General features: G+C 75.2%; 12 protein-coding genes and 1 pseudogene. 6 read left to right on the forward strand and 7 right to left on the reverse strand.

Going from position 1 to position 11837, the window contains the following annotated elements:
* From AB0C69_RS26860 to AB0C69_RS26885, 6 genes and pseudogenes are all read right to left on the reverse strand, one after another.
* Positions 1 to 568, reverse strand: a pseudogene (locus AB0C69_RS26860) (sulfite reductase subunit A); the annotation flags it as partial.
* Positions 565 to 1029, reverse strand: a complete 465-nt coding sequence (locus tag AB0C69_RS26865; protein WP_345172102.1) for a hydrogenase maturation protease — start codon at positions 1027 to 1029, stop codon at positions 565 to 567. The pseudogene AB0C69_RS26860 and the gene AB0C69_RS26865, both read right to left, overlap by 4 nt.
* Positions 1026 to 2321 carry a Ni/Fe hydrogenase subunit alpha gene (locus AB0C69_RS26870; protein ID WP_360357969.1) on the reverse strand — a complete coding sequence of 432 codons (1296 nt, stop codon included), beginning with the start codon at positions 2319 to 2321 and terminating at the stop codon, positions 1026 to 1028. Before AB0C69_RS26870 ends, AB0C69_RS26865 begins: the two co-directional genes overlap by 4 nt.
* The gene (locus tag AB0C69_RS26875; protein ID WP_353834153.1) at positions 2305 to 3093 is read right to left on the reverse strand and encodes an oxidoreductase; all 789 of its coding nucleotides are present in this window, start codon (positions 3091 to 3093) and stop codon (positions 2305 to 2307) included. The genes AB0C69_RS26870 and AB0C69_RS26875 overlap by 17 nt, the downstream gene beginning before the upstream one ends.
* Before the next feature lie 3 nt (positions 3094 to 3096).
* Positions 3097 to 3921 (reverse strand): FAD/NAD(P)-binding protein, encoded by an 825-nt coding sequence (locus tag AB0C69_RS26880; protein WP_360357971.1) that lies wholly within the window; start codon positions 3919 to 3921, stop codon positions 3097 to 3099.
* Between the two features lie 23 nt (positions 3922 to 3944).
* Complete coding sequence (locus AB0C69_RS26885; RefSeq protein WP_345172110.1) at positions 3945 to 4427, reverse strand: cyclic nucleotide-binding domain-containing protein; 483 nt, start codon at positions 4425 to 4427, stop codon at positions 3945 to 3947.
* A 177-nt stretch (positions 4428 to 4604) separates the two neighbouring features.
* On the opposite strand from AB0C69_RS26885, the gene AB0C69_RS26890 reads away from it, so the two are divergent.
* Positions 4605 to 5456: a universal stress protein gene (locus AB0C69_RS26890; protein WP_360357974.1), complete on the forward strand. Its 852-nt coding sequence runs from the start codon at positions 4605 to 4607 to the stop codon at positions 5454 to 5456.
* A 21-nt stretch (positions 5457 to 5477) separates the two neighbouring features.
* On the opposite strand, the gene AB0C69_RS26895 is transcribed toward AB0C69_RS26890, so the two are convergent.
* On the reverse strand, positions 5478 to 6830 hold the full coding sequence (locus AB0C69_RS26895; protein ID WP_360357976.1) for a nicotinate phosphoribosyltransferase: 1353 nt from the start codon (positions 6828 to 6830) through the stop codon (positions 5478 to 5480).
* Positions 6831 to 7039: 209 nt separating this feature from the next.
* Between AB0C69_RS26895 and AB0C69_RS26900 the strand changes: the two genes are divergently transcribed.
* The 5 genes from AB0C69_RS26900 to AB0C69_RS26920 form a co-directional block, all read left to right on the forward strand.
* Positions 7040 to 7291, forward strand: a complete 252-nt coding sequence (locus AB0C69_RS26900; protein ID WP_345172115.1) for a DUF1876 domain-containing protein — start codon at positions 7040 to 7042, stop codon at positions 7289 to 7291.
* Positions 7292 to 7331: 40 nt separating this feature from the next.
* The gene (acsA, locus tag AB0C69_RS26905) at positions 7332 to 9107 is read left to right on the forward strand and encodes an acetate--CoA ligase (protein WP_360357978.1); all 1776 of its coding nucleotides are present in this window, start codon (positions 7332 to 7334) and stop codon (positions 9105 to 9107) included.
* Positions 9104 to 10138: a pyruvate dehydrogenase (acetyl-transferring) E1 component subunit alpha gene (gene pdhA, locus AB0C69_RS26910; protein WP_345172119.1), complete on the forward strand. Its 1035-nt coding sequence runs from the start codon at positions 9104 to 9106 to the stop codon at positions 10136 to 10138. Before acsA ends, pdhA begins: the two co-directional genes overlap by 4 nt.
* Entirely contained in the window at positions 10135 to 11160 is a 1026-nt protein-coding gene (locus tag AB0C69_RS26915; RefSeq protein WP_345172121.1) for an alpha-ketoacid dehydrogenase subunit beta, read from the forward strand. Before pdhA ends, AB0C69_RS26915 begins: the two co-directional genes overlap by 4 nt.
* Positions 11153 to 11837: E3 binding domain-containing protein (locus AB0C69_RS26920; RefSeq protein WP_360357979.1), on the forward strand; the 685-nt coding region annotated here is incomplete at its 3' end. The genes AB0C69_RS26915 and AB0C69_RS26920, both read left to right, overlap by 8 nt.

The following is an 11837-nucleotide window of genomic DNA, read 5'->3' on the forward strand; positions in this document are numbered from 1 at the left end:
GGTCGTAGCCGGGGCCCGCCTGAGGGCCGGTGCCCATGGAGGCGCAGAAGCACGTCCCGCCGGGCTCGGTGCAGTTGACGGCGATGACGAAGTTGTCGTGCCGCCGCGCCCGGTAGGAGGGGTCGACGTGGCGGCCGCCCAGGAGAACGCGGTCCTGGATCGCCATCGCGCGCAGATCGCAGGGCCGGACGCCGAGCAGCGCGAGCCGGGCCGGTTCGGGCGCGTGGTCCCTGACCTCGAACCCGTCCCCGGTCCGGTCCGCCTCCCAGAGCTTGACCTTCGACCGGTGCAGGAACGGCTTCCAGGACTGCGGTCCGGCCGCGTGCGCGAAGGCAGCGCCGTCCTCCCGCCGCCGCAGCCGGTAGGCGCCGGCGCTGAGCGTGACGCCCCAGCCGTGGGGCAGGCGGTCGGCCGAGTCGAGTTCGGCGAGGACGATCGCGTCGTCGCGCACGGTCGGGCCGATGACGGTGTAGCCCGCGCGCCGCAGCGCCTCGCAGAGCGGGCGGAGGCTCCTCAGCTCCAGCGCCGCGGGGCCGCCGGGCTTCGACGTGCTCGTCGGAGCGGTCATCCGTTCTTCCTTCCTGCGTGGTCGTCCATCGTGAGCGCGTCCGCCAGGCGGTCGGCGACCGCGCCGACCGCGGCGGCGACGCTCGGGGTCAGGCCCTGGCCGAACCCGAAGTCGGCGCCCTCGATCGCGAGGACGCGGAGACGGGCGGGCATCTGGCCCACGGCCCGCCCGAGCGCGACGGCGTCGCCGAGGCCGAGGGCGTGGTCGGTGACCGGCCGCGCGACGAGCGCCGCGGTCTCGGCGTCCAGTTCGCGGACCCTGCCGGGTGCGGGTGGATGGGCGCGCACGGCGTCCACGACGATCGCGAGGTCGGCGCCCGCCCACAGGGCGACGAGCCTCGCGGGCTCGCCGTCGGTGACGGCGAGCCCGGCCTCGACGCGGCCGCGGAGCGCCGCGACCACGGCGGGTCCGGCGCCGTCGTCGCGGCGGAAGTCGTTGCCGACGCCGATCACGAGGGTCACGACCGCTCCACGGTCAGGTCGAGGAAGTGGGTGGAGCAGGAGATGCAGGGGTCGTAGTTGCGGATCGCCTGCTCGCAGCGGCGGGTCAGGGCCTCGTCGTCGAGGTGGAGGCGGGCCGCGACGAAGCGGCGCAGGTCGTCCTCGATGGCGGCCTGGTTCTGCGACGTCGGCGGGACGATGCGGGCGGCCCTGATGAGCCCGTCCGGGCCCAGGTCGTAGCGGTGGTAGAGCAGGCCGCGCGGAGCCTCGGTGACGCCGTGGCCGGTCCCCTCGCGCGGGGGCACCGGCACGGCCGGGCGGGACGGCGGCTCGTAGCCGGCGATGAGCCGCAGGGCCTCGTCCACGGCGTAGACGACCTCGACGGCGCGGACCAGGATGCTGCGGAACGGGTTGCGGCACTCCGGGCCGAGCCCGGCCCGGTCGGCGGCCTCCAGGGCGAGCGGGGACAGCCGGTCGCGATTGAGGGAGTAGCGGGCCAGGGGACCGGTCAGGTAGCGGCCGCCGTCGGCGAAGCGGGCGTGCAGCGCGGTCGAGTGCGGGACCTGCTCCTCGACGACGTTGCGCTCGAACTCGGCGGTGGGGAAGGAGCGCCCCGTGCCGCCGCGGACGGTGCCGCGCTCCAGCGGGTAGCGATCGGCCGTCAGCGCGAGGAACTCGTGGCCGTGGTCGAAGTCGGGGAACTCGAAGCCCGCCGCCCATTCCACGGTGGCCAGGGCGTCGTCGCGCGCCCGCCGCAGCGTCTCCGCGAGCGGTGCCAGCTCGGTGGGCGCGGGGGTCCGGTAGAACCCGCCGACGCGGACGTTCACCGGGTGGATCGCGCGGCCGCCGAGGAACTCCATGAGCGCGTTCCCCGCCTTCTTCAACCGCAGCCCCCGCTCCACGGCGGCGCGGTGGTCGCGGGCCAGTTCGACCGCGCCGGGATAGCCGAGGAAGTCCGGTGCGTGCAGCAGGTAGATGTGCAGGGTGTGGCTCTCGATCCACTCACCGCAGTAGAGCAGGCGCCGCAGCTCGCCGATGGCCGGGTCCACGGTCACGCCGCAGGCGGCCTCGACGGCCTGGCAGGCGCTCATCTGGTAGGCGACCGGGCAGATCCCGCAGATCCGGGCGGTGATGTCGGGCGGCTCGGTGTGGGCGCGGCCGCGCAGGAAGGCCTCGAAGAAGCGCGGCGGCTCGTAGATTTCGAGCCGCACCTCCTCGACGTCCGGGCCGCGCACGCGGACGTACAGGGCGCCCTCGCCCTCGACCCGCGCGAGGGCGCCGACGGCGAGCGTCCTCTCATTGCGGTGCGTCATCGCCGCCTCCCCCGGCCGGGGCCTCCTCGCGGAAGGCGGTGACGTTGAAGGTGGACAGCACGCGGTCCGCCTCGTCCTCGGACATGTCGAGCCAGGGCAGCAGCCCGCGCGTGTTGGGCCGCCCCCCGCTCCACGCGGGGGCGGGGCCGAAGCAGCCGTAGCAGCCCCGCCCGTACGCCGGGCAGATCGCGCCGCAGCCCGTCTGGGTGATCGGGCCGAGGCACGGGGTGCCGCGGGCGACCATCACGCAGACGTTTCCGCGGATCTTGCACTCGAAGCAGACGCTGTGGGACGGCACGTCGGGTTTGCGGCCGGCGAGGTGCGCCGCGAGCACCTCCAGGAGCTGGCGGCGGTCGATCGGGCATCCCCGCAGCTCGAAGTCCACGGGGACGTGCGCGGCGATGGGCGTGGACCGCGCCAGCGTGGCGACGTACTCGGGCCGCGCGTAGACGAGCGAGGCGAACTCCTCCACGTCGGCGAAGTCGCGCAGCGCCTGGATCCCCCCGGCGGTCGCGCACGCGCCGATCGTGACCAGCTTCCGCGAGACCGCCCGCACGTGCCGGACGCGGTCCAGGTCCGCGGGCGTGGTGATCGACCCTTCCACCAGCGACACGTCGTAGGGGCCCTCCCCGGCGGCGCTCGACGCCTCCAGGAAGTGCGCGATCTCGATCTCGCCCGTGAGCGCGAGCAGCTCGTCCTCGCAGTCCAGGAGGGTGAGCTGGCAGCCGTCGCAGGAGGCGAACTTCCACACGGCCAGCGTCGGTCGTCCCATGGGCTACAGCTCCCTGACGGTCATCAGCGCGGCGGCGCGCGGGTAGGGCACGACCGGCCCGTCCCGGCAGACCAGCAGCGGGCCGAGCTGGCAGTGCCCGCACCAGCCGACCCCGCACCGCATGCTGCGCTCCAGGGAGAGCCGGACGTTCCCGGCGGGCACCCCCAGCCCGGTGAGCGCCCGCGCGGTGAGGCGCATCATGATCTCCGGTCCGCAGACGAAGGCGGCGGTCCGGGCCGGGTCGACGTCCGCGGCGCCCGCCAGGGCCGTGACCAGGCCGACCTGGCCGCTCCAGCCGGGGGCCGGCCGGTCCACCGTGACCTCGACCTGGGCGCCGCGCGCCCGCCAGGCGTCCAGTTCCCCGCCGAACAGCAGGTCGCCGGGGGTGCGGGCGCCGATCAGGACGGCGATGCGGCCGAAGGCGTCCCGGTCGGCCAGGGCCCGCAGCACCACCGGCCGCAGCGGGGCCAGGCCTATGCCGCCCGCCGCCACGACCAGGTCGTGGCCGCGGGCCTCATCCAGCCCCCAGCCGGCCCCGAACGGGCCCCGCAGCCCGAGGACCTCGCCGGGCCGCGCCGCGCACACGGCCTGGGTCACGGCGCCGACGGCGCGGACCGTCTGCTCCAGCGCCCGCGAGGACTCGGAACCCATGCCCGGCCCGACGCGGCTGACGGAGATCGGCGCCTCGCCCACGCCGAACGCGTACATCATCGTGAACTGGCCCGGCGCCGGCTCGGCGAGCGTCGCCGCGACGGGCTCCAGCCTGAGCGTCACCGTGTCGGCGGTCTCCGCGCGCCGGGCCGTCACGCGGTAGGGGACGGGAGTCATGGGGCCGTCCGCGCCGGCCGGGCTCACGCCCGCTGCTCCGGGTGCGCGTACAGGTCCAGGACGCGGACCCGGGTGGCTTCGAGGCGGTCCAGCAGCACGGCGGCGAACCGGAGGGTCAGGTCGTAGCCGAGCCGCAGGTCCGCGGCGCACAGCTCCCGGACCTCGGCCCCGTCGAACCGGAGGCTCCGCACCGGCTCGGTGGAGACGGCGCCGAACCTCCACACGTGCGGAGGGAACATCCACGACCAGCCCAGCACCGAGGAGGCCGGGAGCGTCTCCACCACCACCGCGCCCCGTCCGGGGACCTGGAGGTCGAGGGCGACCGTCCCGGAACGCAGGAGCCAGAAGTGCTCGGCGGCCCAGCCCTCCTCGAAGAAGCGATGCCCGGACGGGACGTCCGCGGCCCGGGCCGTGGCGGCCAGGGCGGCGTGGTGCCGTTCGGGCATGCCGGAGAAGAACCGCTCCCGCGCCAGCGTTTCGGGCGTGACGCCTTTCCGTGCCTCCACCTGCCGTGACCTGCCCTGGTGACGGGATGCGCATTCCGTGGGAACGGTCAAGATCAGGCGCGGACCGGCGGCGCCGAAGGTCCCCGGCGCGGCGGACCTTGGTCCCTGTCCCGAGCCGGGCACGTCCGCGAAGGCTGGAGGGAGGCCGGGAGAGGGCGTGTGATCGTCGGAGGAGCCATGTCCGCACCGATCGTCGTGGGGACCGACGGGTCCGCCGCCGCGGCCCGGGCCGTCGACTGGGCGGCGGGCGAGGCGGCGCTGCGGCACCGGCCCCTGCACATCGTCCACGCGGCGCAGATCTGGCCGTACCAGGTCCGCCGGTTCGAGCTGCCGGTCCCGTCCGAGCGCTCCTCGCCGGCCGGGCACGCCGTGCTGCTGGAGGCCGAGGGCCGCGTCCTGGAGCGCAGGCCGGAGCTGCGGGTGACGACCGCCCTGGCCGTCAACGCGACGCCGGACGCGCTGCGCGAGGAGGCGGAGAAGGCGTTCGAGCTGGTGCTGGGGCACCGCGGGCACGGCGGCTTCGGCGGGCTCCGGCTCGGCTCGGTCGCCCTGCGCATGGCGGGGCGGACCGCCGTCCCGCTGGTGATCGTGCGCGGCGGCGGCGCCGGCGGCGGTGAGGTCGTCGTCGGGCACGACCTCGCCGAGGAGCCGGGAGAGGCGCTCAGGTACGCCTTCGACGCGGCCGCCGTCCGCGGGGCGCGGCTGCGCGTCGTGCACGCGTGGCAGCTTTCCGTGGACATGGCAGAGGCCGGATACGCCCTCGACGAGGAGCGCCTCAACGACGAGCGGCGGGCGCGGGTCATCGAGGCCTACGCCCCCCTCCACGAGAGGTATCCGCTGGTCGACGTGGTCAACGACGTCCTGGTCGGGCACCCGGTGTCCGAGATGACCAGGGTGTCGCGCTCGGCGGATCTGGTCGTCGTCGGCGCGCACCCCCACCGCTGGGGCCTGTTCCGGCTCGGCTCCGTCGGCCACGGGGTGATCCACCACGCCGAGTGCCCGGTGGCCGTCGTCGGCGGGCCCCGGTAGGGCGCCGGCCCGATCCGGCGGTCACCGTCCTTGGAGAGGACCGTCGCCGGCGGCCCGATGCCCTGCGGCGAGTTCCTCGTGGAGCCGGTCCCGAACCCGCCGGAGGCGCGTGCTCAGCCGGACGGGACGGGTCTCGGGGGCGCGGAGCCGCGTGATCCGGTCGGGCAGGGCGGCGATCTCGGCGGCGCACCTCGCGCGCACGGCGTCGAGGGGCTCGGGTCCCGCGACGCGGCGTCCCGCCTCCATGACGGGGACGAGCAGCGGCTCCAAGCCGTCCGGAGCGGGCTCGTCGCGGAGCGCGACCACGTCGCCGTCCGGGCCCCGGTAGACCTGCTTGGCGCACGGGGCGGTGATCTTGCCGGTGGACAGCTTCATCACGGGGCGGTCCTCGTAGGCGACGAGCTTGTAGGCGCTGTCGAGGTAGGGGGCGTCCGCGGACACGCCCATCCTCGTCCCCACCCCGTACACGTCGATCGGCGCGCCGGCCGCGGCCAGGTCCGCGATCCGGTACTCGTCCAGCCCGCCGCTGGCCACGATCCGCGTGCCGGTCATGCCGGCCTCGTCCAGCATCGAGCGGGCCCTGGCCGCCAGGTCGCCGAGGTCGCCGGAGTCGAGCCGGATCCCCGCCAGGGCGGGCAGCCCCGCCCGGCGGGCCGTGCGGATGGCCGCGGCGACCCCGCCGAGCGTGTCGTAGGTGTCGACCAGGAGCGTGGTGCGCTCGGGGAAGTCGGCGGCGAAGGCCGCGAACGCCTCGCCCTCGCCGGGGAAGGCCTCGATGTAGGAGTGGGCCATCGTGCCGGTCGCCGGGACGCCGTACCGCCGGGCCCCCTCGACGTTGCTGGTGCCGGCGAAACCGGCGAGGTAGGAGGCCCGCGCGACGGCCATCGCCGCGTCCACCCCCTGCGTGCGGCGGAAGGAGAAGTCGATGACCCGCGCGCCTGCGGCCGCGCGCACGCAGCGGGCGGCCTTCGTGGCCACCGTTGTCTGGAACGTGATGTGGTTGAGCAGCACGGTCTCCACCAGCTGGGCCTCTGCGATCGGCGCGGTGACCTCCAGGAGGGGTTCGCCCGGGTAGACGACGCGCCCTTCGGGGACCGCCCGGACCTCTCCGGTGAACCGGAGGCGCTCGAACGCGCGGAGCGAGGCGTCGTCCAGCCCCTGCTCCGCCGCCAGGTAGTCGAGGTCCTCCTGGGAGAAGCGGTAGTCCTCGACGAACGACAGGCAGTCCTCCAGCCCGGCGGCGATCAGGAAGCCGCGGTCGCGGGGCAGTTTCCGGACGAAGAGGCTGAACGTCGCGGGCCCGGCCATGCCGCGGCGCAGGTAGCTCGCCGCCATCGTCACCTCGTATAGGTCGGTCAGCAGTCCGCCGCTCATGGGGTCCGTCCTCGCGCCCGTCGATCCGCCGCTGTTCGGGGCGAGCCTTCCCCGCGCCGGAGCGGCCGCGCGCCTCCATCGGTCCCGCGGACCGGGGCCGAAGGTCCCTTCGGACGGTCTGATCAGCGGATTCGGGACTTCCGCCCCTAGGGCCGCTCCGGCCGCCTTCCGACGATGGAGGGTGAACGGCCGAGCGAAGGAGGTTCGTCATGAAGGCCAAGGAGTGGAGCGTCGAGCTCTACATCACCGAGGAGGGCATGGACACCGTCGCGCACGCGGTCCTGTTCAGCGGCGGCGAGAAGAGGACCACCGGGCGCGGGCACGCGCGCCGCAACCCGGCGGACCGCGAGGTTCCGGAGATCGGCGACGAGCTCGCCGTGAGCCGGGCGCTCGCCGATCTGGCCGGCCGCCTCCACGGCGTCGCGGACAGGGACATCGCCCAGCTCGCGGGACGCGCGTGAACGCCGGGGGATCGCGGTCTTCTTCGACGAGGTGAGCCGCATGGGCTGGGAACCCATCACCAAGGCCGGGCGCCCGGGCCTCCCGCCGAACCTGGACGACTACGGGAAGGTCTACGACCGCTTCCGCTGGGACGAGGCGCGCGCCGCGATGGACGGCCTTCCGGGCGGCCGGGGCCTCAACATCGCCCACGAGGCGGTCGACCGGCACGCCGACGGGCCGCTCGCCGACCGCGTGGCGCTGCGCTGCCTGGACCGGCACGACCGGACCACCGAACTCACCTACGCGCGGCTGCGGGAGGAGACCGCCCGGTTCGCCAACGTGCTGCGCGCGCTCGGAGTCCGCAAGGGGGAGCGGGTCTTCTCCCTGCTGGGACGCGTTCCGGAGCTCTACGTGGCGGCGCTGGGGACGCTGAAGAACACCAGCGTCCTCGCGCCGCTGTTCCCCGCGTTCGGGCCGGAGCCGATCCGCGACCGGCTCCGGCTCGGCGACGGGAAGGTGCTGGTCACCAGCCCCGAGCTGTACACGAGGAAGATCGCGCAGATCCGGGGGGAGCTCCCGGGGCTGAGGCACGTGCTGGTCGTCGGCGGGTCGGACGCGCCGCCCGGAACGGTCTCGTACCGGGAGGTCATGGACGGCGCCGACCCGTTCTTCGAGATCCCCCCGACCGGCCCCGAGGACATGGCGCTGCTGCACTTCACCAGCGGCACCACCGGGACGCCCAAGGGCGCGGTCCACGTCCACGAGGCGGTCGTGGCGCATCACGCGACCGCCGCGTACGCGCTGGACCTCCGGCGCGGGGACGTGTTCTGGTGCACGGCCGACCCCGGCTGGGTCACCGGCACCTCCTACGGGATCATCGCCCCGCTCACCCACGGCGCGACGCTGCTGGTGGACGCCGCGGAGTTCGACGTGCGGCGCTGGTACCGGATCCTGGAGGAGCAGCGGGTCTCGGTCTGGTACACGGCGCCGACCGCGCTGCGGATGCTGATGCGGTACGGGACCGGGCCGGCGCGCGGCCGCGACCTGTCCGCCCTGCGGTTCGTCGCCAGCGTGGGGGAGCCGCTCAATCCCGAGGCCGTCGTGTGGGGCGTGACGGCGTTCGGCCTCCCCGTCCACGACAACTGGTGGCAGACCGAGACCGGCGCGATCATGATCGGCAACTACGCGTCCATGGACATCAGGCCCGGCTCGATGGGACGACCGATGCCCGGCGTGGAGGTCGCCCTGCTGGAGCGCGGCCCGGACGGGCGCGCACGGGTGTCGGCCGACGGGCGGGTGGCGGCGGCGCGCGGCCCGCAGGCCGAGGGCGAGCTCGCGCTCCGGCCCGGATGGCCGTCGATGTTCCGGGGCTACCTGCACGACGAGGCGCGCTACGCCGAGGCGTTCGCCGGAGGGTGGTACCTCACCGGGGACATCGCCCGCCGGGACGCCGACGGCTACTACTGGTTCGTCGCGCGCGCCGACGACGTGATCAAGTCGGCCGGGCACCTCATCGGGCCGTTCGAGGTCGAGAGCGCGCTGATGGAGCACGAGGCCGTCGCCGAGGCGGGGGTCATCGGCCGGCCGGACCCGGTCGCGGGGGAGGTGGTCAAGGCGTTCGTGACCCTGCGGCCGGGCCACGAGGCGAACGAGGAGACGCGCCGCGAGCTGGTCGCGTTCGGCCGCCGGCGGCTGGCCTCGCTGGCGCCCAAGGAGATCGCGTTCGACCCGCACCTCCCGCACACCCGCAGCGGCAAGGTGATGCGCCGCCTGCTGAAGGCGCGCGAGCTCGGCCTGCCCGAAGGGGACCTGTCGACACTGGAGCAGAGCCCATGACCAGGAAGAAGACGGCGGAGACCGGCCCCGGCCCCGCGGCCGGCCGCAGCGATGCCGCGCCGGAGGACGAGGAGCGCCGGGCCCTGCTGCGCGAGATGCTGCGCATCCGGCGCTTCGAGGAGCGCTGCGTCGAGCTGTACAGCGCGGCCGAGATCCGCGGCTTCATGCACCTGTACATCGGCGAGGAGGCCGTGGCCGCCGGGGTGATGCCCGCGCTCGGGCCGCGGGACGCCGTCGTCACGACCTACCGCGAGCACGGGCACGCCCTCGCGCGCGGCATCCCGGCCGAGGCGGTCATGGCGGAGATGTTCGGCCGGACCACCGGCTGCAGCCGCGGCCGCGGCGGCTCGATGCACCTGTTCGACGCGGCGACCCGGTTCTACGGCGGCAACGCCATCGTGGCCGGCGGGCTGCCGCTCGCGGTCGGGCTGGCGCTCGCCGACCGGATGCGCGGCGCCGACCAGGTCACGGCGTGCTTCCTCGGGGACGGGGCGGCCGCCGAGGGCGAGTTCCACGAGTGCCTGAACCTGGCCGCGCTCTGGCGGCTGCCGGTCCTGTTCGTCTGCGAGAACAACCGGTACGCGATGGGCACCGCGCTCGCCCGCGAGCACGCCCAGACCGACCTGGCCCTGCGCGCCTCGTCCTACGGCCTGGTCTCGTGGGCCGTGGACGGCATGGACGTGCTCGCCGTCTCGGCGGCCGCGCGGCGGGCGGCCGAGTCGGTGCGCTGGGGCGGCGGCCCCCACTTCCTGGAGATGCGCACCTACCGGTACCGGGCCCACTCGATGTACGACCCGGACCGGTACCGCGCCAGGACCGAGATCGAGGAGTGGCGGCGCCACGACCCGATCGACGCCCTCGCCGCCCGGCTGCGCGCCGACGGCGTCCTCGGCGACGAGGACCTCACCGCGATGGAGAAGGAGATCGCCGCCGAGATCGACGGCGCCGTGGAGGCGGCGAGGGACGCGCCGCTGGAGCCGGTCGCCGACCTGACCCGCTTCGTCTACTCCGAGAGGGCGGTGCGGCCATGACCACCACCCGGACGGCCTCCGCCGCCCACGCGTCCGCCGAAGGCCCCGTCACCTATCGCGAGGCCGTGCGGGAGGCTCTGCGCGAGGCGCTGGCGAGAGACGAGCGCGTGTTCCTGATGGGCGAGGACGTCGGGCGCTACGGCGGCTGCTTCGCCGTCAGCCTCGGCCTGCTGGAGGACTTCGGCCCCGAGCGGATCCGCGACACGCCCCTGTCGGAGTCGGCGTTCGTCGGGGCGGGCATCGGCGCGGCCCTCGCCGGGATGCGCCCCGTCGTGGAGATCATGACGGTCAACTTCAGCCTGCTCGCGCTCGACCAGATCCTCAACAACGCCGCGACGCTGTCCCACATGTCCGGCGGGCAGTTCGGCGTCCCCCTGGTGATCCGGATGACGACCGGGGCGGGCCGGCAGTTGGCCGCCCAGCACTCGCACAGCCTCGAAGGCTGGTACACCCACATCCCCGGCCTGCGGATCGTCGCCCCCGCGACCCTGGAGGACGCCCGCGGCATGCTGTGGACCGCCCTGCGGGACCCCGACCCCGTCCTGATCTTCGAGCACGGGTCGCTGTACACCGTGTCCGGCGAGCTGCCGCCGGACGCCGGGGCGGTGGACATCGACCGCGCCGCGGTGCGCCGGTCCGGCTCGGACGTCAGCCTGATCACCTATGGCGGGACCCTGCGCACGGCCCTGGAGGCCGCCGGGCGGCTCGCCTCCGAGGGCGTCGAGGCCGACGTCGTCGACCTGCGGTCGCTGCGCCCGCTGGACGACGCCACGATCATGGACTCGGTCCGCCGCACCCACCGCGCCGTGATCGTGGACGAGGCGTGGCGGTCGGGCAGCCTCTCCGCGGAGATCAGCGCCCGCATCACCGAGCAGGTGTTCTACGAGCTCGACGCGCCGGTCGCCCGCGTGTGCGGCGCCGAGATCCCGATCCCCTACCCCCGGCACCTGGAGGAGGCGGCGCTGCCCCAGCCGGACGACGTCGTCTCCGCCGCGCGGCGGGCGGTGAGCGGCGATGCCTGACTTCACGATGCCCTCGCTCGGCGCCGACATGGACCGCGGCACCCTCACCGAATGGCTGGTCGAGCCCGGGGACCGGGTCCGCAGGGGCGACACCGTCGCCGTCGTCGAGACCGACAAGGCCGACATCGAGGTCGAGTGCTTCGACGACGGCGTGGTCGACGCGCTCCTCGTCCAGCCCGGGACCAGCGTCCCGGTCGGCGCCCCGCTCGCCCGCCTGACCTCGCCGGCGGCCGCGCCGGAGCCGTCCCGCCCCGCGGCGCCAGCGCCGGAGCCGTCCGCCCCCGCGGGCCCCCCGGCGCCGCAGCGCGAGGAGGCTGGCCGCGCCCCCGAGCACCGGCCCGCGGCGACACCGCTCGTCCGGCGGCTGGCCGAGGAGCGGGGCGTCGACCTGGACTCGGTGCACGGCACGGGCCACGACGGCAGGATCGTCCGCGCGGACGTGGAGAGGGCCACCCGCCCGGCGTCCCGTCCGAGGGTCTCGCCCCTGGCCCGCCGGCTCGCCGGCGAACTCGGCGTCGACCTGGGCCGGGTGCGCGGCTCCGGCGCACGGGGCGCCGTCCGGGCCGACGACGTCCGCGCCGCCGCCCGGACATCGCGGGCGCCGGCGACGGCGCCCACAGCGCGTCCTCGACGGCGCGCTCTATGTCGTCCGCGATGTCCGCGGAAGTCCTTCATCA

The sequence above is a fragment of the Actinomadura sp. NPDC048032 genome (assembly GCF_040653175.1).
GTDB classification, from domain to species: domain Bacteria; phylum Actinomycetota; class Actinomycetes; order Streptosporangiales; family Streptosporangiaceae; genus Spirillospora; species Spirillospora verrucosospora.